General features: G+C 64.3%; 26 protein-coding genes. 12 read left to right on the forward strand and 14 right to left on the reverse strand.

Annotated elements, in window-relative coordinates:
• Positions 1-116 precede the first annotated feature (116 nt).
• On the reverse strand, positions 117-803 hold the full coding sequence (locus tag AB7532_RS13475) for an HAD-IA family hydrolase (RefSeq protein WP_441235268.1): 687 nt from the start codon (positions 801-803) through the stop codon (positions 117-119).
• A 179-nt stretch (positions 804-982) separates the two neighbouring features.
• Here AB7532_RS13475 and rpiA point away from each other — a divergent pair, with 179 nt between their 5' ends.
• From rpiA to AB7532_RS13495, 4 genes are all read left to right on the forward strand, one after another.
• On the forward strand, positions 983-1,708 hold the full coding sequence (gene rpiA, locus AB7532_RS13480) for a ribose-5-phosphate isomerase RpiA (RefSeq protein WP_441235269.1): 726 nt from the start codon (positions 983-985) through the stop codon (positions 1,706-1,708).
• Between the two features lie 2 nt (positions 1,709-1,710).
• The gene (locus AB7532_RS13485; protein ID WP_441235270.1) at positions 1,711-2,250 is read left to right on the forward strand and encodes a DUF2059 domain-containing protein; all 540 of its coding nucleotides are present in this window, start codon (positions 1,711-1,713) and stop codon (positions 2,248-2,250) included.
• 46 nt (positions 2,251-2,296) lie between these two features.
• Positions 2,297-3,685, forward strand: coding sequence for a glutathione-disulfide reductase (gene gor, locus AB7532_RS13490; RefSeq protein ID WP_441235271.1), 1,389 nt, complete (start codon positions 2,297-2,299; stop codon positions 3,683-3,685).
• Between the two features lie 120 nt (positions 3,686-3,805).
• Positions 3,806-4,054 carry a DUF6894 family protein gene (locus tag AB7532_RS13495; protein WP_441235272.1) on the forward strand — a complete coding sequence of 83 codons (249 nt, stop codon included), beginning with the start codon at positions 3,806-3,808 and terminating at the stop codon, positions 4,052-4,054.
• A 7-nt stretch (positions 4,055-4,061) separates the two neighbouring features.
• Here AB7532_RS13495 and AB7532_RS13500 read toward each other — a convergent pair whose 3' ends face one another.
• From AB7532_RS13500 to AB7532_RS13510, 3 genes are read right to left on the reverse strand one after another with little or no spacing between them, the layout of a single operon-like run.
• A complete protein-coding gene (locus AB7532_RS13500) occupies positions 4,062-4,211 on the reverse strand; it encodes a hypothetical protein (RefSeq protein WP_441235273.1) in 150 nt (49 codons plus the stop codon).
• Between the two features lie 35 nt (positions 4,212-4,246).
• On the reverse strand, positions 4,247-5,254 hold the full coding sequence (locus AB7532_RS13505) for an alpha/beta fold hydrolase (RefSeq protein ID WP_441235274.1): 1,008 nt from the start codon (positions 5,252-5,254) through the stop codon (positions 4,247-4,249).
• Positions 5,255-5,311: 57 nt separating this feature from the next.
• Positions 5,312-6,487, reverse strand: a complete 1,176-nt coding sequence (locus tag AB7532_RS13510) for a zinc-dependent alcohol dehydrogenase (RefSeq protein ID WP_441239265.1) — start codon at positions 6,485-6,487, stop codon at positions 5,312-5,314.
• Positions 6,488-6,825: 338 nt separating this feature from the next.
• Here AB7532_RS13510 and AB7532_RS13515 point away from each other — a divergent pair, with 338 nt between their 5' ends.
• Both AB7532_RS13515 and AB7532_RS13520 read left to right on the forward strand, forming a co-directional pair.
• Positions 6,826-7,050 (forward strand): DUF3551 domain-containing protein, encoded by a 225-nt coding sequence (locus tag AB7532_RS13515; RefSeq protein WP_441239266.1) that lies wholly within the window; start codon positions 6,826-6,828, stop codon positions 7,048-7,050.
• A gap of 24 nt (positions 7,051-7,074) precedes the next feature.
• Positions 7,075-7,227 carry a hypothetical protein gene (locus tag AB7532_RS13520; protein ID WP_441235275.1) on the forward strand — a complete coding sequence of 51 codons (153 nt, stop codon included), beginning with the start codon at positions 7,075-7,077 and terminating at the stop codon, positions 7,225-7,227.
• Between the two features lie 92 nt (positions 7,228-7,319).
• On the opposite strand, the gene AB7532_RS13525 is transcribed toward AB7532_RS13520, so the two are convergent.
• The 4 genes from AB7532_RS13525 to AB7532_RS13540 form a co-directional block, all read right to left on the reverse strand.
• Positions 7,320-8,459, reverse strand: a complete 1,140-nt coding sequence (locus AB7532_RS13525) for a hypothetical protein (protein ID WP_441235276.1) — start codon at positions 8,457-8,459, stop codon at positions 7,320-7,322.
• Between the two features lie 341 nt (positions 8,460-8,800).
• Complete coding sequence (locus AB7532_RS13530; protein WP_441235277.1) at positions 8,801-8,986, reverse strand: hypothetical protein; 186 nt, start codon at positions 8,984-8,986, stop codon at positions 8,801-8,803.
• Between the two features lie 64 nt (positions 8,987-9,050).
• Positions 9,051-10,280 (reverse strand): carboxylate-amine ligase, encoded by a 1,230-nt coding sequence (locus tag AB7532_RS13535; protein ID WP_441235278.1) that lies wholly within the window; start codon positions 10,278-10,280, stop codon positions 9,051-9,053.
• 17 nt (positions 10,281-10,297) lie between these two features.
• Positions 10,298-11,125, reverse strand: coding sequence for a class II glutamine amidotransferase (locus AB7532_RS13540; protein ID WP_441235279.1), 828 nt, complete (start codon positions 11,123-11,125; stop codon positions 10,298-10,300).
• A gap of 204 nt (positions 11,126-11,329) precedes the next feature.
• Between AB7532_RS13540 and nhaA the strand changes: the two genes are divergently transcribed.
• On the forward strand, positions 11,330-12,565 hold the full coding sequence (nhaA, locus tag AB7532_RS13545) for a Na+/H+ antiporter NhaA (RefSeq protein WP_441235280.1): 1,236 nt from the start codon (positions 11,330-11,332) through the stop codon (positions 12,563-12,565).
• On the opposite strand, the gene AB7532_RS13550 is transcribed toward nhaA, so the two are convergent.
• The 4 genes from AB7532_RS13550 to AB7532_RS13565 all read right to left on the reverse strand — a co-directional run bounded on the left by AB7532_RS13550 (position 12,562) and on the right by AB7532_RS13565 (position 17,130).
• A complete protein-coding gene (locus AB7532_RS13550) occupies positions 12,562-13,185 on the reverse strand; it encodes an FMN-binding negative transcriptional regulator (RefSeq protein ID WP_441235281.1) in 624 nt (207 codons plus the stop codon). The genes nhaA and AB7532_RS13550 overlap by 4 nt on opposite strands.
• A 75-nt stretch (positions 13,186-13,260) precedes the next feature.
• Complete coding sequence (pdxR, locus tag AB7532_RS13555; protein ID WP_441235282.1) at positions 13,261-14,721, reverse strand: MocR-like pyridoxine biosynthesis transcription factor PdxR; 1,461 nt, start codon at positions 14,719-14,721, stop codon at positions 13,261-13,263.
• Between the two features lie 41 nt (positions 14,722-14,762).
• Positions 14,763-15,359, reverse strand: a complete 597-nt coding sequence (locus AB7532_RS13560; RefSeq protein WP_441235283.1) for a redoxin domain-containing protein — start codon at positions 15,357-15,359, stop codon at positions 14,763-14,765.
• Positions 15,360-15,375: 16 nt separating this feature from the next.
• The gene (locus AB7532_RS13565; RefSeq protein WP_441235284.1) at positions 15,376-17,130 is read right to left on the reverse strand and encodes an MOSC domain-containing protein; all 1,755 of its coding nucleotides are present in this window, start codon (positions 17,128-17,130) and stop codon (positions 15,376-15,378) included.
• A 183-nt stretch (positions 17,131-17,313) separates the two neighbouring features.
• Here AB7532_RS13565 and AB7532_RS13570 point away from each other — a divergent pair, with 183 nt between their 5' ends.
• The 5 genes from AB7532_RS13570 (at position 17,314) to AB7532_RS13590 (ending at position 20,226) form a co-directional block, all read left to right on the forward strand.
• The gene (locus AB7532_RS13570; RefSeq protein WP_441235285.1) at positions 17,314-17,694 is read left to right on the forward strand and encodes a nuclear transport factor 2 family protein; all 381 of its coding nucleotides are present in this window, start codon (positions 17,314-17,316) and stop codon (positions 17,692-17,694) included.
• Positions 17,695-18,126: 432 nt separating this feature from the next.
• Entirely contained in the window at positions 18,127-18,579 is a 453-nt protein-coding gene (locus AB7532_RS13575; protein WP_441235286.1) for a TerB family tellurite resistance protein, read from the forward strand.
• Positions 18,580-18,603: 24 nt separating this feature from the next.
• Positions 18,604-18,966, forward strand: a complete 363-nt coding sequence (locus AB7532_RS13580) for a hypothetical protein (RefSeq protein ID WP_441235287.1) — start codon at positions 18,604-18,606, stop codon at positions 18,964-18,966.
• Entirely contained in the window at positions 18,963-19,601 is a 639-nt protein-coding gene (locus tag AB7532_RS13585) for a TerC family protein (protein ID WP_441235288.1), read from the forward strand. Before AB7532_RS13580 ends, AB7532_RS13585 begins: the two co-directional genes overlap by 4 nt.
• A gap of 34 nt (positions 19,602-19,635) precedes the next feature.
• Positions 19,636-20,226, forward strand: a complete 591-nt coding sequence (locus AB7532_RS13590; protein ID WP_441235289.1) for a TIGR00645 family protein — start codon at positions 19,636-19,638, stop codon at positions 20,224-20,226.
• Between the two features lie 16 nt (positions 20,227-20,242).
• Here AB7532_RS13590 and AB7532_RS13595 read toward each other — a convergent pair whose 3' ends face one another.
• Both AB7532_RS13595 and AB7532_RS13600 read right to left on the reverse strand, forming a co-directional pair.
• On the reverse strand, positions 20,243-21,211 hold the full coding sequence (locus AB7532_RS13595) for a helix-turn-helix domain-containing protein (protein WP_441235290.1): 969 nt from the start codon (positions 21,209-21,211) through the stop codon (positions 20,243-20,245).
• 125 nt (positions 21,212-21,336) lie between these two features.
• Positions 21,337-22,275 (reverse strand): LysR family transcriptional regulator, encoded by a 939-nt coding sequence (locus AB7532_RS13600; protein ID WP_441235291.1) that lies wholly within the window; start codon positions 22,273-22,275, stop codon positions 21,337-21,339.
• Positions 22,276-22,432 lie beyond the last annotated feature (157 nt).

Here is a 22,432-nt window from a genome sequence, read left to right on the forward strand (position 1 = left end):
GGCCGGACCATAGGAGTGTCGTTTCGGGCAGGCAACCGGCGCGCGGCGCATAGATAATAGATGGTTAACGCAGGGTTCCGATAAATAGTCCAGCTAAGTCAGAAGCTTGCGGACGCCTAGGCCGACATCAGGCTGTCGGCCGCGGCCGGCAGGTCGCGCATGTGATGGATCAGCCGGTCCGGTTTCAGATCGGCGATCGGCACGTCGGTGTAGCCGAAGCTGACCCCGATCACGGGCACACCGGCGCGGCGGGCCACGCCGACATCGGTTCCGGCATCGCCGACCATGATGCTGGCCTTCACGTCGCCGCCGGCGCGCGCCACAGTCTCGCGGAAAATGGTCGGATCGGGCTTCTGGACGCCAAATGTGTCGGCGCCGCAGATCGCGGCGAAGCGCCGGGTCAGTTCGAGCTGGTCCAGCAGCCGCTTGGACAGCCATTCCAGCTTGTTGGTGCAGACCGCCAGCCGGTGGCCCTGGGCGGCAAACAGGTCGAGCGCGTCCAGGAGCCCCTCGAAGGGCCGGGATTCGACCGCGATATGGTCGGCGTAATAGGCGATGAAATCCGCCGTCATCCGGTCCATGTCGGCCAGCGTGACGGTGCGGCCTTCGGCCTCCAGTCCCCGTTCGATCAGCTTGCGGGCGCCGGCGCCGATCATGTTGCGGGCCGAGGCCATCGGCACGGGCGGCAACCCCTCGCGGTCGAGCACGTAATTCAGCGCGGTGATCAGGTCGGGCGCCGTATCGACAAGCGTGCCGTCGAGATCGAAGACGAGGGTGTAGGGGGGCTTTTTGGCGGAGGTCATGGTCCCAGCGCTATCGGGCCGGCCGGACCGGCGCAAGGGCCGAAGCCATAAGTTCACCTTATAACATCGGCCGGGAGGTCTGTTCCGCAGAAGCCTGTTCTCCGAGGGAAAACGAGGCTACACAGGCCGCCGCAAGCAACCTATCGGCGGCACATTCTCAATTCAGGGGCGGGCGCATCGTGAACATGGACCAGTTGAAGCGGCAGGCTGCGGCGCGCGCCCTCGAGGACGTCCGTGACGGCATGCAGCTCGGGCTCGGCACCGGCTCGACCGCAAAGCATTTCGTCGAGCTGCTCGGTGAGCGCGTGGCCGCCGGGCTGAAGGTGATCGGCGTGCCGACCTCCGAGGCGACGCGTCTCGATGCGATCCGTTGCGGCGTGCCATTGACGACGCTGGACGAGATCGACCATCTCGACCTTACCGTCGACGGCGCCGACGAGATCGATCCGGACTTCAACCTGATCAAGGGCGGCGGCGGTGCGCTGCTGCGCGAGAAGATCGTAGCGGCCGCCTCGGATCGCATGATCGTGATTGCCGACGACAGCAAATGGGTGCCGACGCTCGGCAAGTTTCCGTTGCCGATCGAGGTCATCCCGTTCGGGCTTGGCGCAACGCGCCGCGCGATCGAGAAGGCGTTTGCCCAATGCAGCGTTTCAGGGCAAATGGCGGTGCGCAAGGCGAAGGGCGGGGACAAGGACGGCCACGTTTTCGTCACCGATGGCGGCCACTGGATTCTCGATGCCCAGCTCGGACGCATCCAGGATCCGCCCGGCCTCGCCAGGGCGTTGAGCACGATCCCCGGCGTGGTCGAGCATGGGTTGTTCGTCGGTTTGGCCAGCTCGGCTGTTTTGGCGGGCGGCGAGGGAATCCGCGTGATTGAACGGCGCAAGCCGAAAGGAGACTAGGAATGAAGAGCGTTTTGAAATTGTTGCCGGCCGCGACCCTCGTTGTGGGATTGGCCTTCCCGGCCGTCGCGCAGCAGCCGGCTCCGGCCCCCAAGGCCGCTGCGGCGCCGGCCCAGCCGAAAGCTTCGCCGGCTGCGGTTGCTGCGGCCAGGGAGATTCTGCAGATCAAGAACGCGACGGCGATGTATCAGGGCGCCGTGCCCGGCCTGGTCGAGAAGACCAAGATTGCGCTGATCCAGCAGAACCTCAACTACCAGAAGGACCTCAACGAGGTCGCCCAGGTCGTTGCCCAGCAGCTCAACGGCCGCCAGAACGAGATCGGCGATGGCATGGCGCAGATCTATGCCAGCGAGTTCACCGAGCAGGAGCTGAAGGATCTCGTCGTGTTCTACAAATCGCCGCTGGGCAGGAAGCTGATCGACGCCGAGCCGCGCGCGATCGGCCTGAGCATGGCCTTCATGAACTCCTGGGCCCAGAACTTCTCCGAGACCGTGATGGGCAATTTCCGCGCCGAGATGCGCAAGCGTGGCAAGGAAATCTGACAGTCCCTATCTGCCAGGGAGTTCCTGAAAGAGGTCGGAGTGGACAATGGCTGAATTCGACGTCGACCTCTTTGTCATCGGTGGTGGTTCGGGCGGTGTGCGCGCCGCCCGCATCGCGGCCGGCTACGGCGCCCGCGTGATGATCGCGGAAGAGTACCGCATGGGCGGCACCTGCGTGATCCGCGGCTGCGTGCCGAAGAAGCTGTTCGTGATCGGCTCTCACTACCGTCACGAATTCGAGGATGCCGCCGGCTTCGGCTGGACCGTTCCGCCCGCCAGCTTCGACTGGCCAACGCTGATCGCCAACAAGGACAAGGAGATCGCCCGGCTCGAGGCGATCTACACGACGAACGTCGAGAAGTCGGGCGCGCAGGTCGTCAAGAGCCGCGCGGTGATCGAGGACAAGCACACCGTCCGCCTGCTCGAGAACGACCGGAAGGTTACCGCCAAGTACATCCTCATCGCCACCGGGGGCGCGCCCAATCACGGTGCCTCCATCCCCGGCATCGAGCACGTGATCTCCTCCAACGAGGCGTTTCACCTGAAGAAGCTGCCGAAGCGGATCGTGATCCAGGGCGGCGGCTATATCGCATTGGAGTTCGCCGGCATCTTCGCGGGCTTCGGCTCCGACGTTACCGTGATCTATCGCGGCGACAACATCCTGCGCGGCTTTGACGAGGATGTCCGCGCCCATGTCCGAGCTGAGATGGAGAAGCAGGGCATCACCATTCTCACCGGCTGCACGGTGGCGAAGATCGATCGCCACGGCGAGGAGTTCACCACGCATCTGTCGAACGGATCGAGCATCGCCTCCGACCAGGTGATGTTCGCGATCGGCCGCCATCCGGCGGTGGCCAATCTCGGCCTCGAGAAGGCCGGCGTTGCCATCAATCCCAGGAATGGCGGCATCGCGGTCGACCATTTCTCGAAGAGCTCGGTCGACAGCATCTATGCGATCGGCGATGTCACCCATCGCTTCAACCTGACGCCGGTCGCGATCCGCGAGGGCCACGCCTTCGCCGACACCGTGTTCGGCAAGCGCGAGGTGCAGGTCGATCATTCGCACATTCCGACCGCGGTGTTCTCGCAGCCGGAGGTCGGCACGGTCGGTTTGACCGAAACCGAGGCGCGCGCGCAATTCAGCCACGTCGACATCTACAAGACGTCGTTCCGTCCCATCAAGGCGACGATGTCCGGCCGCGATACCCGCGTGCTGATGAAGCTCGTCGTGGACGGTTCGACCGATCGCGTGCTCGGCTGCCACATCGTCGGCGATTGCGCTGCCGAGGTCACCCAGGTGGTCGCGATCGCGGTCAAGATGAAAGCGACCAAGGCCGATTTCGACGCGACGATCGCGCTGCATCCGACCGCGGCCGAAGAGCTCGTCACCATGCGCACCCCCACCGCGCGCCACGTGCGTCAGGCGGCGGAGTAGGGACGCACTCGTCGAACTTGTTTTGCCGCAACGTGCGTTCTGCGATGGCTCTCGCCGGGCGCCTCTAGTTTAGGAACATGCGCGTGAACCGTCGCTTGGCATTCATTGGAGTGCGAAGCGATGCCGCGGTACTATTTCGACTTGCTTGACGGCGGCGTCTTGGCCGTTGATGAAGAAGGATTGGAGCTTCCGAGTTTGCAGGCCGCGCAAGCAGAAGCCGCCAAGTCCCTGGCTGATTTGGCGCGGGATGCGGTCTATGATCCCGCCGCGACCCTGGACAAGCGCGACATGGCAATTGAGGTTCGGGATGCCACCGGCGCTGTGATGCAGGTCAAGTTCGCGTTTGAGATCGAGAGATCAAAGCACTGAGAGTACGTCACCTGATATCCGTGACCTTGCCCTTGCCTTGGCAGGCCTCGCATTTGACGGGATAGATTTTGCGGCCGGGGTAAGCCGGCTCCATGGATTTGGGAAAACCCGTTCCTTTACAGGCCGGGCACGTATGCTCGTTGATCTTCGTGGTCATATTCGTTCCTTCCGACCGTCTCACACATTGTCAAATCAGTGCAGCGTTTCCGCCGCGGCCTCGTCGACCGCGGCCATCAAATCGGCGGTGTCCGATTGCTGGATCATGTGACCCGCATGGGGGACGCGACGCATTTTGCTGTGCTTGATCTCGCCATGCAGCCTGCCGGACTGTTCGTCAATGTCGATGAGGCGATCGTCCTCGCCCGCCATGATAGTGACCGGCATGGCCAGTTCGCCGTAGGTCTTCGCGGACAGCATTGCAGACGGGACCATCAACGCTGCCTCGGCCGCACCCGCACGAAGCTGCGATGGACGCACGGCCAGGGACTTGGGGAAACCGTCGAATTTTTGCGGGACGGATTTGGGTCCGAACAGCTGTCGCAGCATCGCTGGCCACATCAGGCGGCTGAGGATCGGGGAGATCGTGTGACTGAGGATGTCGCCAAACCCTGGAATCGCCGGGCCGGCCATCGCCATCATCGCGTCGGTGCGGGCTGTCGGGAAATAATAGCCGGATGCAAGTATCAAGGCCTCGACCAATGAGGGGTGCCTGCTTGCCAAGGCGACCGCAACCGAAGCACCCCAGGAATGTCCGAGCACGATCGCCTTGTCGACACCAAGATGCGCAAGGGCGTCCTTAAAGAGATCGGCCTGGGCTGCAGGCGTCCACACCACGTTGCGTGGCCTCGGGCTGTAGCCGAAGCCGGGACGGTCGAATACAATCACGCGATAGTCCTTGGCCGCGAGATCGATCAGGCCACTTGATTCGAAATCCTGGATCATGCTGCCATTGCCGTGGAGCAGGACCAGCGGGCGCCCGGAGCCGCGCTCCACGTAGTGCAGGCGAACGCCGTCGATGTCGATGAAGCGACCTTGCGGCGGATTATCGCGTTGCGCCTTGTCGGCAAGCCGCCGATTAACGACAGCAGCTGCGGCCATCAGGCCGGCAGTCGCGACGAGGGCAGAAGCGACCGGATATTCCGCGAAAGCACGGAGGGCTATAGTCGCTAGCGATGGCGAACGTTTTTTCAGTATGCGCATGTGACACTTTCGCTGACCCGAGGCAGCTGTTGAGATGAGGGAAGAGAGGCTTCCGGATTAGCGCCCTGGTCGCATCACAACCTTGATGACGCCGGCTTCCTTGTCGCGAAATTTTTGATACATCTCGGGCGCGTCTTCGAGGCTGGCCGGATGTGTCACCACAAAGCTGGGATCGATCTCGCCCGCAACGATCTTGGCGAGCAGTGGCTTGGTGTATGCCTGGACGTGGGTCTGGCCGGTTTTGATCGTCAGCCCCTTGTTCATGGCGGCGCCGAGCGGAATCTTGTCGCCCATTCCGACATAGACGCCCGGGATCGAGACGGTGCCCGCCTTGCGACACGCCATGATGGCCTGGCGCAGAACGTGGACGCGATCCGTGGCCAGGAACGTCGCGGCCTTGACCTTGTCGAGCACCGCGTCTGCCGCGCCGTGGCCCGATGCTTCGCAGCCCACCGCATCGATGCAGCTGTCCGGACCGCGCTTGTTGGTTCGTCGCATCAATTCCTCATGGACGTCGGCCTTTGAGAAATCGATGATTTCGGCACCGCCGGCTTCGGCCATTTCGAGGCGCTCCGGCACTTCGTCAATGGCGATGACGCGTCCAGCTCCCAGCATGAGCGCGGAGCGAATGGCAAACTGGCCGACGGGACCGCATCCCCAGATAGCGACGGTGTCACCCGGTTCGATCTGCGCATTGACGGCAGCCATGTAGCCGGTCGGGAAGATGTCGGACAGGAACAGTGCCTGCTCATCCGTGATGCTGTCGGGAATCTTGATCGGCCCGATATCGGCCATGGGTACGCGCAGGTACTCGGCCTGTCCGCCCGAATAGCCGCCCAGCATATGGCTGAAGCCAAAAAGCCCGGCCGGTGATTGGCCCATCGCCTTGGCCGCGATCTCCGCGTTCGGATTGGTCCGGTCGCAGCAGGAAAACAGCCCTTGCTGGCAGAACCAGCAATCGCCGCAGCTGATCGTGAAGGGAACAACCACGCGGTCGCCGATCTTCAGATTCCTGACTTCCGAGCCCAGTTCGATCACCTCGCCCATGTTCTCATGCCCGAGGATATCACCGCTCTCCATCGTCGGCTGGTAACCGTCAAAGAGATGCAGGTCCGAGCCGCAAATCGCGCAGGCGCTTATTTTAATGATTGCATCGCGCGGATGCTGGATCTTGGGGTCCGGAACCGTGTCCACCCGGACGTCGCCTTTGCCGTGCCAACAGAGTGCACGCATGGTCAAATCTCCATTTTGGGGACAACATGCGCATTCTCGAGTCATGTCGTGCGGACGCAACCGGAAGGAGGGGGCGATGTTCCTAACCCCCATCGATGCAGTCGGCAGCGCCGCCGGCCCCGTGCGGCCGTCGCGTTGTTGCTTATACCGCGAGGGGGCGGACCGGAGAGGTCGGGCACGCGTTGACATAGCCAGCCATCTTGGTGCGGTGCGCCTTGTTCAAGAGCCTCGGATCATTCGTTCCGCGAATAGGAACGAACCTCGCAGGGTCCGATTGAAACCTCATGACAATTCGACCTGAACAACGGGAGACGACCTTGCGCAAGCTTCTCATCTTGATGGCTCTGACTGCCGGGACGAGCATGTTCGCGGGCGCGGCCCCTGCGGATGCGCAGGAATATCGCTGGTGTCTGCAAGGACGGCAGACGGGCTATCCCGGCGATTGCAGCTATCAGACGCGGGCCCAATGCATGGCATCGGCATCTGGTCGCCTTGCCGGGTGCGGCATCAATCCTCGCGCTGCTTTCGCCCAGCAACGACGGCTTCGCTATCCGTCAAACTGATCTCTGGAATGCAGGACCAGGGTGATGGATAAGGACAAGAGCGGACGTATCGTTGAGACCGCGCTCGAAGCGCGGCAAGGCGAATCCGGCCCGAGCGTCTTGATACTGCTGGGCGTCAGCGTGGGACTCGTGGTTGTGATCATGGCGGTCCCGTGGATGATATTCTTCAGGACCTGAGCGACGCGCGAAACGTAGGGGCGAAAGCGCTGCTGATCGTTGCGCCTGGATGAGGTTTCGACGGCCCGCCTCGGCGGGCCGTTTTTGTGTAGCTACGCGTACAGATATCCGACCGGCCGGCCTTCGGTGCGCAGGGGACGCACGTCCTTGTGCGTGATGATCTGGCTGGCGAGGCCGTCGATCTCGTCGCGCTGTGTCGGCGTCCAGCCGCGCAGCTCGTTCATGCCCTTGAGCAGGCCGAGCCGGAGCACCTGCGTGTTCTCGCCGATTCCGATGAGGCTGATCGCGTTCTTGCCCGCCGTCACCACGTCGCCGGCCGCAAGCTCGAAGGACTCGCCGGTCGTCTTCCTGAATTCCGCCGTGCCGCGAACGACGCGATAGATCGCGACCTCGCCCTTGGCCAGGCAGGCGGGGTCTGCGGCTGTCGACGTGCTCTTCGGCAGCAATGATTGGCCACGCGGATCGGTTGCGATGATGTGGCCGGCGACGAGGTGCCCGCTCGGAATCTCGATGCCGATATCGCGCACGTAAACCGGCATCGCCGATTTGACCGGGCTGTCGGCGAGCGGCTTGAACAGCGCATCCAGCGCCAGGGGGTCCTGAAGCCAGAAGCCGGCATCGGCGGGGCGATCATGCAGCGGATGGCGCCAGGCCACGCGCGGCGTCTCGGCTTCGTTGATCTGGTCCGGACCGACGATGGTCGGGTTCGGAAAGGTGGTGGGATCGGTGATGAAGGCTTCGAGGAATTTGCCCGAATAGCCCATGGAGATCGGATCGGGCACCACCGTCTGCGGCGTCTTCAGGTTCTCTTCGGTCGACAGGCCCGACCAGGTGTAGAACAGCTGGCGATGGACGATCGCGCTTTGCAGCATCACCGCGCCGGGGCCGACATTGTAGAAGCGCCCGTCATAGTCGAACGTGAACGCGCCAGAGGTGACCAGCACGAGCTGAAAGCCGCCGGGCGGCAGATGCAGATGGAAATCGGTGGGTCCGGTGTCAGGGCGATAGATCGGCAGGTTGGTCGCGACTTCATGCAGCAGGAAGGTTTCGTTGTTGGCGTGAAAGCCCTCATTGGCACGGTTGTAGAGGGCTTGCGGCCGGTAGGTCGCTTCATACTTCGCGTTCTTGTCGCGATCGATCGCGACGAAATCCTGATCGTTGAGGCGAAGGGGCGCGCCGTTCGGACGGGTGAGGCCGGTGAATTTGAGATCGCCGGCAGCATGCACGTTCATGGCATTCTCCGATTCTCGGCCGTTGATCCCGGAGCCGGGCGCACGCAATTCGCTGCTCCAAATCATGAGAGGGCAGGGATCAGGCCTGTTTCTGTCTTGCGAATTTTGGGCCAGTTGGAACCCGGAGCGGCACACTTGCTCGCTGGCGGCACGTGGCGACAGAAAAATCGAGGTTGCCCCTGAGGTTAGATGAGCGGTTTCGCCGATCTGGCCCGCGCCCGCGCGAGTCGCGCCATGTGACGTGCACGCCGCCTCTTGTCTAATTTAGCGGCAAGCGCAGTCGGAGATGTGCAGCCGGGCTGTCAAAAGGACGCGCGGAAGTTCCCCAGGACGTCTGAAGTTCAGTCGAACGACTGAATCGCCGCGCGCTCCGGCTTGCCTGTTGGGCTGTCCGCCCACTTGGCCATGTCCATTGTCCGCACGTCGATGCTCTCGCACCAGAGGCAGGAGAGTTCCGTCGCGCCTTTGCTGGTCAGGATGGGGACCAGGCCATGGCCACAGCCGGTGCAACAATGGGTGTTGGTCATGCTCTTCCTTCCGCGCTGGGCACATTCGGCAACGCACTTATCGTTCCCGAGGCTTGTGCGGGCGCTATGACGGTGCCGGAACGCTGCGCCCGACCGGCGCGCTCGTCCCTGATATCGTGGATGTAGCAATCCATCGTGACACGGATGCGATGTCGTCGCCGTTGTCACGGTAGGCGCGGAGCTGGAATTCGGCCGAGCTGCCGCGTTCCACGATTGTGCGGCAGTGCTCGACCTCGGCGGTGCACCCCAGCGCGTCCGCATCCTCGGCGATGTCCTCGATGATCCGGGAGAGCATCTCCGAGATCGTGACCGGCCCTTCCCTGGACGCGAAGATGCAGTCGGTGCCGTAGCGCTGGGCGCGCCATTTGTTTTCGACCGCGATCGCGCGTTCGACCGCAGTGACCTCTTTCGACAGATGGGGACGCAGATAAAGGTGGCGCGTCAGGCAGCGATAGAGCGAGGCAATCGCGACGGCGTCGTCCACGAAGGTGCAGGTGTCGGGCGCGCGAAGCTCCAGCGTCGGATGCTTCATGGAGGGGCGCATCGCCCACCAGATGTGGCTTTCATCGGGGATCACGCCGGAGCGCTGCAGCGCGCCAATATATTCGTCGTAGTCGTGGCGGTTCTCGAACAGTTCGGGCATTCCGGTGCGCGGCAGCTCGGAATAGGCCGCGAGACGGTAACCCTTCAGGCCGGTCTTGTGGGAGTTCCAGAACGGCGAGGAGGCCGCCAGCGCGATGAACAGCGGCAGATGCGGCAGCATCGCGCGCATCACCGCCATCCGCTTCTCGGGATCGGGCAGCTGAACATGCACATGCATGCCGCACATCATGTTGCGATGGCCGATGCTGCGCAGATCCTCGATCATCTCCTCGTAGCGCGGCTTTGGGCTCGGCTGCGACATGCGCCAGACCGCGGTCGGATGGGTGCCGCAAGCCATGATGACGAAGCCATATTGCGCGGCGACGTTGGCGACCTCGCGGCGCAGGAAGCGAAGCTCCTCGCGCGCGTCGTTGACATCGACGTGGACGTTGGTCGCGACCTCGAGCTGGGATTGCAACATCTCGCGCATGGCCTGGCCGCCGGTGGACCAGTTCGCGGATTCGAACAACGCGTTGGGCGTTTCGATTGCGACCTCGAACGTCCGGCGATCGGCAAGAAAATATTCCTCCTCGATGCCGAATGAATATTCCGCCGCCTTGCCCCGTCCGCCGGCGGAGCGAATGACGAGGTGCTGTTTGTCCTCGGAGGAATCGAGGCGAAGCAATTTCAAAACGTCTGAAGCAAATGTCATGAGCCACCCGGCAGTGGTTACCTGCGGGCAATAATCCGTCTGACCGGAACCGGTTCCGCCTCGGACCCACCGGAAATTGCAAGGTCGAACGGAACAATTTTCACGTTTTCGGACGCGCGCGCGATCAGCGCGTGATTCGCCGGCACTTCGGTCCAGTCCGTTTCCTTGTCGAACGGCTCGGACACGACGATGACCTGACCGCCGGCCTCGCGATAGTAAAGTGTGTTGGCGGCATCGTTGAGGGCGACGCGGAAGGCATAGAGATCCCGGCCGTTGGCAATGGCGCTGGTGAAGCGCAGCCGTTCGCGGAGCTGGCCCTCGTTGACAAGGCCGACGAGCGATTGCAGCACGCGTTGCGTCGCGCCGAGCGGATCGCTGTCGAGCCCGGCGCCCATCATGGCGAGGAACACGGCCTCGGAATCGGTCGTGCCCAGCCGCGAGGGATAATAGGCGTCAGGAATCAGTGCCTCGACTTTTCGTCGCAGCCGATTCCAGCTGCCGACGAAACCGTTGTGCATGAACATCCATTGGCCGCAGGCGAAGGGATGACAGTTCTGCCGCGTCACCGCGGTGCCGGTGGCGGCGCGCACATGCGCAAAGAACAGATGCGAGCGCAGATGCCGGCAGAGATAGCGCAGATTCTCATCCGACCAGGCCGGGCGCGTCTCGCGATAGAGGCCCGGCTCCGGATGCTCGCCATACCAGCCGAGACCGAAGCCGTCGCCATTGGAGCCCGCCGTCGACTGGAGCGAGCGGATGCTCTGCGCGATCAGCGAATGTTCGGGCTCGGTGACGTAAGGTTCGAACGAGGTGGTCTCACCCCGGTATGCAATCCAGCGGCACATGAGGTTCCCGTGCGGCAAAGTGTCGTGAGGTGCACCAACGATCCTCACGGCATCAGGGTTCCAGCCGATTGCTTGCAGCAGATGCGCGCGGAAGCAGGGTTGCCTTGATCCGTTCGCCGTGTAGAACGGCACTCGGGTGCTCGCTGCATTGGGGTAGCGACAGGTCAAGCGATGGTCGGGCCGCCACGCAGGATGCGCGTGCCCATGAACGACCAGCTGCCCGGTAGGCACCTTTCGAAGTCCCCATCTCTCGCCGAGCGCGCGCTCGCGACGCTCCAGCAGTTCCTCCATGTCGAGGCGATCAGCGGCATCGTGCTGCTCGCGGCTGCGGCGGCCGCATTGCTGTGGGCCAATTCGCCTTTTGCCCATTCGTATCATGATTTCTGGAACCTGCTGATCCCGCTCCGCCTCGGCGAGTTCAGCTTCGTCAAATCCCTCCATTTCTGGATCAACGACGCGCTGATGACGGTGTTCTTCCTCGTCGTCGGCATGGAGATCCGCCGCGAGATTCACGAAGGCGCGCTCAGCAGGTTCGATCAGGCCATTCTGCCCGTGCTGGCGGCGTGCGGCGGCGTGGCCGTTCCCGCGCTGGTCTATCTGAGCCTCAACGCTGCCGCGGGGCGTGACCATGGCTGGGCGATACCGACCGCGACCGATATCGCATTCGCTGTTGGGGTCCTGGCGCTGCTCGGGAAATCGATTCCCGGCAATGTCAGGGTCTTTCTGCTAGCGCTTGCCATCATCGACGACATCATCGCGGTGCTCATCATCGCGCTATTCTACACCGGCGGGCTCGATCCCGGCGGATTCGCCGTTGCTGCAGTCGGCGTTGTCATGGCGCTCGGCCTTCAGCGCCTCGGTTTCGGCTCCGCTTATGCCTACATCGCGCCAGCCTTCATCGTCTGGGCGGGCTTTCTCGTGGCAGGGGTTCATCCGACGCTCGCAGGCGTGGTGCTTGGCCTGATCACACCGGTACGGTCGCCCCGTCCCGAGATCGAGCCGCCCGTCATCCGTGTGGAGACGGCGCTGCATCCCTGGGTCGCCTACGCCATCATGCCGCTGTTCGCGCTGGCGAATGCCGGCGTCAATTTCACCGGCACGCAACTCACCGACGGCGCGCAGTTCGTGACGCTCGGCGTCGCGCTGGCGCTGTGCGCGGGCAAGCCGGTCGGCGTGATCGGTGCGACCTGGCTCGCCGTGCGCACCGGCTGGTGCAGACTGGCGCCGGACGTCACGTGGTCCGGCGTATGTCTGATCGGGCTCCTGGCCGGCGTCGGCTTCACCATGTCGATCTTCATCGCCACGCTCGCCTTTACCGACGACAGGCTGCTGGATGCAGCGAAGCTTGGCGTGCTGTTCGGTTCGCTGATCTCCGTGACGCTGGGCCTTGGTTTCGGGGCCGAATACGCCCAGCGGCGGCGCAGGCTGGCCGACGACTAGATCGGGATCAGCGCCGCTGCTTCGCGATCGCCGTGGTTGTCGCTTGCGGCGAGACCTTGGGCGACGCCGACACGGTCGGCCTCGGGGCGGTTCTGGCTCATCTTGCGCTTGCCCTCGAACCGCACGACGGGAATGCGCACGCCGACGATCCCGCGCAATTGCGCGGCGATGAAATCGGCGGGGGCATCGGTGACGGCCCACGGCTTGGCGCGCGCGCCTTCATGCCGGTTGGTCAGCCGCGTCACCACGTCGAGCAGGCGCTCGGGCTGCTGGAAGAATTCGACCGGACCATAGGCGTGCACGGCGACGTAATTCCAGGTCGGCACGACCTTTTCGGTCTCCTGCTTGGTCGCATACCAGGACGGCGACACATAGGCGTCGGGACCATTGAAGATCGCGAGCGCATCGCCGATCGGCGGCAACGTCCATTGCGGGTTGGCTTGGGCGACATGCCCGTACAGCACGCCGTGCTCGCCTTCGCTCTCGTCGAGGAAGAGCGGCAGCGGCGTCGCGACCGGGCCTTCGGCCGTGGCCGTCACCAGACTGGCGAGGCGGGCGCCGCGGATGGTCGCGCGGATGTTCTCGATGTCGTCGTCCTTGTAGGCCGGGGGAATATACATGGCGTGTCTCCGTTGTCCGTTTCGGAGATAGCCGGAATCTGGCCTGTTAGAAACGGCCAGTTATCTACGAAATAGTCAGTCCAGTTTATCCATAGCTTGCGCGAGCAGCTTGCAGCCCCGCTCGATCTGCGCGATCTCCAGCGCCGAATAACCCATGACGAGGCCGACCATCTTTCGGCGGGATGCGGCGAACAGCGCGGAGACGGGATAGATGCCGACACCGTTGGCGCGGGCCGCCTCGACCAACGCACTTTCCCGCTTCACCGGGAGATGGTCGAACCATGCCACGACGTGCAGGCCGGCGGCGGTGCCTTCGATCCTGACGCGATCGCCGAAGCGGCGGTGAAGGGCGTCGAGCAGCGCCTGCTGACGCTCGGCGTTGCGCCGGCGAACGCGCCTGATGTGGCTTTCATAGGTGCCGCTCTCCAGCATCGCGGCGAGCGCCTCCTGTTCGATCAGCGGCGTGTGCCGGTCCATGATCTGCTTGGCGGCGGCAAACAGGGATCGCAGCGCGGCGGGTACGACCAGATACCCGATCCGCAAGGTGGGCGAGAGCGTCTTGGAGACGGTGCCGAGATAGATCACATTGTCGCTGCCTTCCAGCGCATGCAGCGGCGGAATCGGCTTGGTGTCGTAGCGATACTCGCTGTCGTAATCGTCCTCGATCACATAGGCGTCGGCTTTCCGCGCCCAGGCGAGCAATTGGTGCCGGCGTCCGATCGGCATGACGCCGCCGAGCGGATATTGATGCGACGGCGTCACATAAGCGAGGCGGGCTTCGACGCCGTCGAGCCGCGCCGTCTCCAGTCCATCCGTATCGACGGGAATCGGCACCGTGCCGGCGCCGGTCGCCGCAAAGGTGTGGCGCGCCATCTGGTAGCCGGGGTCTTCCATCACGAAACGGTCGCCGGAATCGAGCAACAGCCGCGCGCAGATGTCGAGGCCCTGCTGCGAGCCGTTCACGACCACGATCTGGTCGACGTCGCAGCGGATGCTGCGCGATCGCCACAGATAGGCCTGAAGCGCGGTCCGCAGCCGCAGCGAACCGCAGGGATCGTCATAGGCGAGACGCTCCGGCTTGCGCGCCATCGCAGCCGTCACGGCTTTCTTCCACGCCAGCACCGGGAAGTCCGACGGCGAAAGCTCGCCGTAGCGGAAATTCGCGACGAGGCCGCGCGGCGGCTCGGTCCAGCGCGGCGGATCCGACCGCAGCCGCTCACCGAAGGCCGATAGCCGAACTTTCCGCGCCGACGGCCGCGATGCGGCGCGCGTGCGTCCGCGCTCGACGACGGCGCTGGCCACGCGCGGCCGCGCGCCGTGGCGTGTCTCGATGAATCCTTCGGCGGCGAGCTGCTCATAGGCGACGGTGACGGTCGAGCGCGCCACGCCCATCTCGTTCGCAAGGGTACGCGACGACGGCAGCAGCCCGTCATTGCCGTAGACACGCGCCGTGATCTGGTCCCGGAGCGCCTCGTAAATTTCGCGCGCACCCATGCGGCCGGCGCGAGCGCCTGGGATCGTCTTCATCTGGATCATCCACACTCCAGGCAGGGATTCGCCCGACCTGGAATGTATGTCTAATCCTGTCCGCCGAGAGTTTCGACGTAAGCCTTGCCGTAGGGGTAAAAATGCTCCTTGCGGCCCTGATCCCAGAGGGCCTTCAGCCCGGGCGCGGTGATGTCCCAGTCCAGCCGGCAATTCATGCTGACGGCCCGGAGATCCTGGCGCAGCTCTTCGACGGTCGGGCGGCCAAAGAACCAGTAGCCGTTGTAGATCTTGTGAACGCGCAAGCGGGGCTCCAGCACGATGACGTGCGGGATCATCGGATTATGGACGGGATCGGTGTATTCGGCGATGTCGAGATCCTTCTGGACGATCCGCCGTGAATCCGACAGGAACGGCCAGTGCGCCCCGACGCCGCTGCGATATTCGTTGGTCTGGGTGATGTTGTCGGTGGTGATCGTCACCATCCGGCAATAGCCGACCTCCATCTCGCGATGGAGCTGCAGCAGGCCTTCGGCCTGGCGGCGATCCTTCGGACAGAACCCGCCGCGGCCGAGCACCAGCACCATGGGATCGCCGCCTTGCAGCTCGGAGAGCTTCCGGTGCTTGCCGGTGTGGTCGCTAAGTTCGTAGTCCGGGAAGGTCACTCCCGGCATGATGTCTGGTCGCATTGAACTCTCCCAAGTCCTAGAGATCGATCACGATGTCGCCTTGCGGCCGCGCGCAGCAGATCAGCACATTGCCCTCCGCCGGTGCGTCGAGCGGCTCCGGTGCATAGCTGACTGCGCCTGACACCAGCCCGCTCTCGCAATTGTGGCACACCCCGGTCCGGCACGACCAGCGCACGGGAACGTCGCATGCTTCGGCCAGCTCGAGCAGGCTGGCATAGGAAGGTCCCCAGCAGACGTTAAGGCCGCTGCGGGCGAACGACACCATCGGGCCCGGGCCGGGTGACCCGGAAGGCAAGTGCGCTTGCTTCTGCGGGGAGGGCGCTATGCCGGGCGTCAACGATGGTCCAGCGCCGAACATTTCACTGTGGATCCGATCTGGCGCGACGCCGAACGTGGCGAGCCCGCGCGTGAGATCGCTCATGAAGGCGGCTGGGCCGCAGAGGTAAAAGTCGCCGTCGCGCGGTATGCCGAGCCGCTCCAGCAGCTGCGAATCCAGATGTCCGGTGCTGTCGTAATCCAGCCCGGGACGATCGTTCGGATCGGGCGCGCTGTAGCAGACATGACGGTGAGGATGCGCAAGCCCCGTCAACAGATCGCGCGCCTCAGTGGCGAACGCATGGTCGCGGCCGTTGCGGGTGCCGTGCAGCCACCAGACCTCCCGTGTCGTTGCTTCGGCCGCGAGCGTGTGGAGCATCGCGAGCACCGGCGTGATGCCGATCCCGGCACTCAGCAAGACGACCGGATTCGCGTCTTGCCGCAGCGTAAAGTTCCCGCGTGGAGCGCTCAGTTGCACCACGTCGCCGATTTTCATCGCGTCAGCGACGTAGCTGCTGGCCGCGCCGTGCGCTTCCCGCTTGATGCTGATGCGATAGCGCGCGGCGTCAGTGCGGCTCGACAGCGAATAGCTGCGCGTCATCGCCGGGCTGCCGGATGCTCCGAGCCGCACGATGACGAACTGACCGGGCAGGGCAGCGGCCACGGGCTGTCCGTCCGCGGGGTCGAGGATCAGCGACGTCACGGTGCCGCTTTCGGCGATCTTGCGCGCGACACGAAACGGCCGGAAGCCGCGCCAGGCCGGAGGCGGGTTCGACGCCGGTCCAAGCCCGGCGTTTCCCGTGGCCGGATTGTCCTTCTGAGCGAGCAAAGCCTCGAATGAGTGACGCCAGCCGTGGCTCAGCGCCGTAATTTTCATGGCGCGTCCGAGGCGATCGCGCGGATGCGGCGGCAAATAGAGCAGGGCATTGATCTCGCGCACGCTCATGCACTCGGGCCCTCTGGCGATCTGCGTGATCTCGTCGCCGGCCTCGACATCGCCTTCCTCGATCACGCGAAAATAGAATCCGGGCCGGCCGTGCCTGACGAGCAGCGCAGCCATGTCGGGCTCCTCCATGCGGATGCCGAGGCGGTAGCAGGTGACGCGCGGCTGCGTCACCTCGAACACGGCGGAGCCGATCCTGTAACGGTCTCCGATGCACACCTCCGTGTCGGGGAGGCCGTCGACCGTGAAGTTTTCACCGAATTGACCGTGGACGAGATCAGATCGGTCCAGCTGCTTCTGCCAGTAGCGATAGGAATCGTCCTGGTAGACGAACACGGCGCGATGCTCGCCGCCGTGGCCGGCCGTATCGCCCTGGCCGTCGCCGTCGATGTTGAGCCGGCGCACCCGACGCGGGCCGTCGACGGGGGCCTTCCAGATTCCGGTATGCACGGTCCTGCCTTGCCAGGCGATATCGCGGGGCAGGCCGACATTGAGGGACAGAAGACGGGCCATGGGCTAGTCCGTGCGCGATGCGTGCGGCTCGCAAACCGGCGGATTCCGGATTGCTCCATCGTCAATCTGCATCCGGGCCGGCCATTTGGCGCGTTAGTCGTTGTTAGACGTTGCGAGGCGGCCTTGCCAGCGCCTGTGCGCGCTCCAATCTGAAGGGGAGAAGCTGCAAGGCGGGAGAGCGTGATGGACGATCAGGCGATGTTGGCGGCACTCCAGCGCCATTGGGACACATCCGACGCCAACGATTTCGAGGCCGAGCATGACATCTATCGCGAGGACGCGGTGCTCGACTATCCGCAGTCCGGCGAACGCATTCGCGGTCGCAGGACAATTCAGGAAAGCCGCGTCGTGCAGCCGAACAAGAAGCGCTTCACGGTGAAGCGGATCGTCGGCGGCGGCGATCTCTGGGTGAGCGAGTTCGTGCTGTCCTATGACGGCGTGCCGTCTTACGTCGTCAGCATCATGGAATTCCGTGATGGGTTGGTGGCGCACGAGACGCAGTATTTCGGTGACCGGTTCGATCCATCGCCGTCGCGAGCGCATCTGGTTGAGCGGGTAGGGTAGGTCGAGCGCTCTCCACTCCGCTGTCATTCCCCGCGAAAGCGGGGAGTCCAGTACGCCGGCGGCTTCTCGATGAACTACGGACGTCTCGGAGTACTGGATCGCCCGCCGCGCGGGCGATGACAGCGAGGATGTATCGCAGGTGCATAGCGCGGACAGCTGCTTAACCAAATCGCTACCACGGAACCCGCTGCGGCGGCTGGTCGCAGTCTGCTCGCCTTGATTCCGGGCCACCCATCTTTATCTCTGATGCGTACAAGAATCCGGGCCCCTCTGGCGAGGATGCCGACAATGTCGGCGCACCTCGCGATGTCGGATGACCTGTCCCGCGCGAATGCGATGGATCGGCCGATCGTCGGGCCTGCTTGAACTCCCTCCGACCCGTCGTCCCCATCGCAGCTCCGCGCGGTCATTTCGCCAGCTTGAGGAGCTATGATGTCTGACGTCGCCACTTCAAATCCGATCGAAATCGAGATCACCGAACCGTCCACCCTGAACGAGCAGGCCGCGGTGGCGCTGGTCATTGCCGGCGCGCTCGTGGCCGTGGCGGACCGCCGCGTCTCCCCGGTCGAGCGCGACGAGGTCATCAGGTTTATCCGGGATCGCGGATTGGCGCCGCACGTCAGCGACGAGCGGCTGTTCGCGATTTTCGACGAGATGGCGGAACGGTTAGAGGAGCCGGACTTTGCCAATGTCGTGATCGACACGCTGCGCCCGGTTTCGAACATGTCGCTATCGTCCCATCTGATGGAACTGTCGGAGCGCGTCGCGGCCGCGGACGAGGACGTACATCCGCATGAAGTGCAGGCGATCAAGTTGTTGCGCCTGCTGACCCTGGTGCTGCCGCGCGCGAAGCCGGTGACGCCTAACGCGGTGCGCGCCGAGTAGCGCACCGGACCCAATGGAGTGAGCATGAGCGCAGCATCGGACGAATCGACGACGGGAGCGGGAAGCACGACCGGCAAGATGGCCGGTGGTGACCCGCGTCTGGACAAGCTCGTTCGTCGTCTGCCGCCGCGCATAGGTAACACCGTCACCTATCTGCTCAAGCCCTCCAGCCGCTGGGTGAGAATTCCATCGGGCGCGCTGCTCATCGTCGGCGGCGTGCTCTCCTTCCTGCCGGTGCTTGGCGTCTGGATGCTGCCGCTGGGCCTGGCCCTGCTCGCAGAAGACGTGCCGGCGCTCCGCTCTTTGCGCGCCAAGGCCCTGGGCTGGGTCGAGCGGAAGAAGCCGCACTGGCTCGACCCCTCCGCATCGAAAAATGATCAAACATGATTGAATTCATTACCGCCGACGCGCTGTCCGCGCTGCTCCAGGTTATCCTGATCGACCTCGTGCTGGCCGGCGACAACGCCGTCGTCATCGGCCTTGCCGCCGCCGGCCTGCCGGCCGAGCAGCGCCGCCGCGCCATCATCGTCGGCATCGTCGCCGCCACCGGCCTGCGCATCGTCTTTGCCGGCGTCGCGACGCAGCTTTTGCAGGTGATCGGCCTGCTGCTCGCGGGTGGCGTGCTGCTGCTCTGGGTCTGCTGGAAAATGTGGCGCGAGCTGCGCGAGCAGTCCGCGCACGCGAACCAACTCGCGTTCAGCCATGGTGGCGGGGTGAGCACGGCAGAGGCGCCGCGAAAAACCTTCCGGCAGGCGGCGTTGCAGATCGTCGCGGCCGACGTCTCGATGTCGCTCGACAACGTGCTCGCGGTCGCGGGCGCCGCGCGCGAGCATCCCTATATCCTCGTCTTCGGTCTCGTGCTGTCAGTCGCGCTGATGGGCATTGCCGCGGACCTGCTGGGACGGGTGCTCCAGAAACAGCGCTGGATCGCCTATGTCGGCCTCGCCATCATCGTTTACGTCGCCTTTGAAATGATCTATCGGGGCTCGATGGAGCTCGCGCCGGTGATCGCGAGTCTCTGAGGCGACGCTTCTTTGCCGCAATCCGGAGTGATCCATGACGTCTGAACCCAAAGCACCTTTGGCGCACCCCGCGCCGCGCCCGCAGATCGGCCTGTTTGCCCAGCTCATCTTCGGCTCGCGCTGGCTGCAGGTGCCGCTCTATGTCGGCCTGATCGTGGCCCAGGCCGTTTATGTGTTCCTGTTCCTCAAGGAGCTCTGGCACCTGGTCCTGCACTCGTTCGACGCCAGCGAGCAGCAGATCATGCTGGTCGTGCTCGGGCTGATCGACGTCGTCATGATCTCGAACCTGCTGGTGATGGTGATCGTCGGCGGCTACGAGACCTTCGTCTCGCGCCTGAATTTGAGCGGCCATCCGGACGAGCCGGAATGGCTCAGCCACGTCAACGCCAGCGTGCTCAAGATCAAGCTGGCGATGGCGATCATCGGCATCTCCTCGATCTCGCTGCTGCGGACCTTCATCGAGGCCGGCAATCTCGGCACCACGCGCAGCAATTTCACCGAGAGCGGCGTGATGTGGCAGGTCCTGATCCATCTGACCTTCATCATCTCCGCGATCGGCATCGCCTGGGTCGACCGCCTCAGCGAGAGCGGGCACGGTCACCGCAAGGGCAACGGTCACGCCTGAAGGGCGATCTGCCCTCTCAGGCGCCGATGCCGAGGTGAAACGGGCGCCGCCCGTTCGCCAGGGTCTCGGACGGCGTTTCCCCGAACGCCAGTCTGTACCCCCGCGAGAAGTCGCCGAGATGCCAGAAGCCGTTGCCGAGCGCTGCGGCCTTCACGGTCATTCCATTGCCTCCGGTCATGAGCTGCACGCGAACGGACCATAACCGTTTGAGGCGCAGATAATGGTGCAGGCTCACGCCGTGCACCGCCTGCGTCGCGATCTGGAGCGTGCGAACGGACACGCCGAGCGCGGCGGCGAGATCGTCGCTGTAGAGCGGCTTGCTGCCGAACAGCGCAGCCACGTCGTCGAGATGCGCGATCAGCTTGCGGTGCCTGTCATACGATCCGCGCCGGGCGGTCAGGGCGTCGGCAGCAACAAGAGTGGCATCGAGGCCCGCGAGCAGCGTTTCCTGGATCGGCCTGTTGCTCGCTTCGAACTCCCGGGGATCGTTGCAGTCCGAAGCCAGCGAGAACATCTCCACGATGGCGGCGCGCAGGCGCGCCATCGGATCGTCCTGTGTGCGGAAGAACCCGAGCCCTGTGTCGTAATCCGCCCAGCCGCGATGACGCATGTCCGAGTTGAAGCGCATCATCAGGTAGGTGTTGGGTTGTCGCTCGATCGACCTGACCGGCACCTTGCCGCGCACAACGTTCACCGTCGAATTGTCGACCTCGCGGCCGTTGCTGACGGAGTGAAACGAGAACGGCACCACGAGGCCGATGCCGCGATCGGTGCCGACATCGACGTCAAGCTCACGTGCGAAGGCGCGCTGAAACACGAACAGCCCGTCCCGGAGCGGCAGGATGGCGCGTGTCAGCGAGAATTCCCGCGGGCGCAGCGGCGTAGAGGTGCCGAGACCGAGCACTTCGTTGGCGCGAAATTCGCCGAAGTCCGAGAAGCGCTCGATGCCGAGGACTCGCGAAGGCTTCAGCCGACCTAGCGGCATGTCGGTATCCCCGGGGCACATAAAGTGAGTGGGCTGAATCCACGGAAGGTATCAGACAGCCGACCTTCGGCCATATTCCGGGAAACTACTGCCAGCGAAGCGCATCGAGAGTTGGTTGCTTTTCATCACGCAACTTGCGGATACGCCGCGTTCTCTTGCCGCTCGCGCTCGCCGAGCTCGCGCACCAGCTCTTGGAGAAAGGACTCGGTGTGGGCGGGCAGGGTGCGTTCGGCGCGCACATAGATGCCGAGGTCGGACCAGACCGGGCTGCCGGCATTGTCGAGCGGCAGGAACACGAGCCGGCCGTCGCGCGACAGCCTGCTGATGCCGAGCTGGGTCTGAAAGGCGACGCCGACGCCGCGCGCGGCAAGCTCGCGCATCAGGTCGATCGAGTTGGCCTGGATCGCCGGCTCCGGCGTCTCGGAGAGCTGGGCAATCATCGGCTGGAGCAGATGATAGATCGACAGCTCCGGCAGCGCGTGGATGACGGGGAAGGCGAGGCATTGCGCCAGCGTGACCGTCTTGCGGCGCGCCAGCGGGTGCTCGCGCGCGACCACCGCGCCAAGGCGAAATCGCTTCAATGCGACCTGGCGCAGGTCCGGCGGATGGCGAAGCGCCATGGCAATGCCGATATCGGCCTCGCCGCGGCTGAGCGCTTCCAGCACGTCCGAGGATCCCTTCACCTCGGTGGTGAAGTTGACGCGGCGAGCCCGCCCGCGATGCGCGGCGATGAGGTCCGGCAGCACCGACTCGGTGAGTGACTCGATGCAGGCGATGCTGACCGTGCCGTGCCAGGCGCCGGAGAGGGAGGCGACGTCCGAGCGGAAGCGGTCGAGGTCCTGGAGCACGTTCATGACGTGCCGCGCCAGCATCTCGCCGACCGTCGTCAAGGTCAGGCCGCGTGCATTGCGCTCGAACAAGGGAGATCCAATCTCTTGTTCCAGCTTGAGAATTTGGCGGCTGACGGCCGAGGAGGCGACGTTCAGGACGCGCGCCGCGGCCCGGATCGAGCCGGTGCGGCGGACGGCGTTGAAGTACTGGATGGCAGGTGAGTGAAAGCGCATGGGACCCCCGGGTCGAACTATAGCTGTTGCCGAAACGGCATCAACCCGTGCGAAATTCTCTGCTTTTCGAGAGCGCTCCTCCCACCTAGGTTCGCCGCCGGTCTGGCCTCTCCTGCCGGGGAAGCGCCATGCCCGCGCAACGAAGCGCCGGGAGATT

Source organism: Bradyrhizobium sp. 930_D9_N1_4, assembly GCF_052076015.1.
Lineage (GTDB): Bacteria > Pseudomonadota > Alphaproteobacteria > Rhizobiales > Xanthobacteraceae > Bradyrhizobium.

What these genes read in the sequence shown, in the direction of transcription:
- AB7532_RS13600 (WP_441235291.1), bottom strand. Translation starts at nt 22,275, where the DNA reads ATGCGCTTTCACTCACCTGCCATCCAGTACTTCAACGCCGTCCGCCGC.
- AB7532_RS13530 (WP_441235277.1), bottom strand. Translation starts at nt 8,986, where the DNA reads ATGACCAACACCCATTGTTGCACCGGCTGTGGCCATGGCCTGGTCCCC.
- AB7532_RS13525 (WP_441235276.1), bottom strand. Translation starts at nt 8,459, where the DNA reads ATGAACGTGCATGCTGCCGGCGATCTCAAATTCACCGGCCTCACCCGT.
- AB7532_RS13510 (WP_441239265.1), bottom strand. Translation starts at nt 6,487, where the DNA reads ATGCGTGCACTCTGTTGGCACGGCAAAGGCGACGTCCGGGTGGACACG.
- AB7532_RS13540 (WP_441235279.1), bottom strand. Translation starts at nt 11,125, where the DNA reads ATGTGCCGCTGGATTGCATACCGGGGTGAGACCACCTCGTTCGAACCT.
- AB7532_RS13580 (WP_441235287.1), top strand. Translation starts at nt 18,604, where the DNA reads ATGAGCGCAGCATCGGACGAATCGACGACGGGAGCGGGAAGCACGACC.
- AB7532_RS13515 (WP_441239266.1), top strand. Translation starts at nt 6,826, where the DNA reads ATGGCTCTGACTGCCGGGACGAGCATGTTCGCGGGCGCGGCCCCTGCG.
- AB7532_RS13570 (WP_441235285.1), top strand. Translation starts at nt 17,314, where the DNA reads ATGGACGATCAGGCGATGTTGGCGGCACTCCAGCGCCATTGGGACACA.
- AB7532_RS13565 (WP_441235284.1), bottom strand. Translation starts at nt 17,130, where the DNA reads ATGGCCCGTCTTCTGTCCCTCAATGTCGGCCTGCCCCGCGATATCGCC.
- AB7532_RS13595 (WP_441235290.1), bottom strand. Translation starts at nt 21,211, where the DNA reads ATGCCGCTAGGTCGGCTGAAGCCTTCGCGAGTCCTCGGCATCGAGCGC.
- AB7532_RS13560 (WP_441235283.1), bottom strand. Translation starts at nt 15,359, where the DNA reads ATGCGACCAGACATCATGCCGGGAGTGACCTTCCCGGACTACGAACTT.
- gor (WP_441235271.1), top strand. Translation starts at nt 2,297, where the DNA reads ATGGCTGAATTCGACGTCGACCTCTTTGTCATCGGTGGTGGTTCGGGC.
- nhaA (WP_441235280.1), top strand. Translation starts at nt 11,330, where the DNA reads ATGAACGACCAGCTGCCCGGTAGGCACCTTTCGAAGTCCCCATCTCTC.
- AB7532_RS13575 (WP_441235286.1), top strand. Translation starts at nt 18,127, where the DNA reads ATGTCTGACGTCGCCACTTCAAATCCGATCGAAATCGAGATCACCGAA.
- AB7532_RS13475 (WP_441235268.1), bottom strand. Translation starts at nt 803, where the DNA reads ATGACCTCCGCCAAAAAGCCCCCCTACACCCTCGTCTTCGATCTCGAC.
- AB7532_RS13500 (WP_441235273.1), bottom strand. Translation starts at nt 4,211, where the DNA reads ATGACCACGAAGATCAACGAGCATACGTGCCCGGCCTGTAAAGGAACG.
- AB7532_RS13535 (WP_441235278.1), bottom strand. Translation starts at nt 10,280, where the DNA reads ATGACATTTGCTTCAGACGTTTTGAAATTGCTTCGCCTCGATTCCTCC.
- AB7532_RS13590 (WP_441235289.1), top strand. Translation starts at nt 19,636, where the DNA reads ATGACGTCTGAACCCAAAGCACCTTTGGCGCACCCCGCGCCGCGCCCG.
- AB7532_RS13495 (WP_441235272.1), top strand. Translation starts at nt 3,806, where the DNA reads ATGCCGCGGTACTATTTCGACTTGCTTGACGGCGGCGTCTTGGCCGTT.
- AB7532_RS13485 (WP_441235270.1), top strand. Translation starts at nt 1,711, where the DNA reads ATGAAGAGCGTTTTGAAATTGTTGCCGGCCGCGACCCTCGTTGTGGGA.
- AB7532_RS13585 (WP_441235288.1), top strand. Translation starts at nt 18,963, where the DNA reads ATGATTGAATTCATTACCGCCGACGCGCTGTCCGCGCTGCTCCAGGTT.
- AB7532_RS13520 (WP_441235275.1), top strand. Translation starts at nt 7,075, where the DNA reads ATGGATAAGGACAAGAGCGGACGTATCGTTGAGACCGCGCTCGAAGCG.
- AB7532_RS13505 (WP_441235274.1), bottom strand. Translation starts at nt 5,254, where the DNA reads ATGCGCATACTGAAAAAACGTTCGCCATCGCTAGCGACTATAGCCCTC.
- AB7532_RS13550 (WP_441235281.1), bottom strand. Translation starts at nt 13,185, where the DNA reads ATGTATATTCCCCCGGCCTACAAGGACGACGACATCGAGAACATCCGC.
- pdxR (WP_441235282.1), bottom strand. Translation starts at nt 14,721, where the DNA reads ATGATCCAGATGAAGACGATCCCAGGCGCTCGCGCCGGCCGCATGGGT.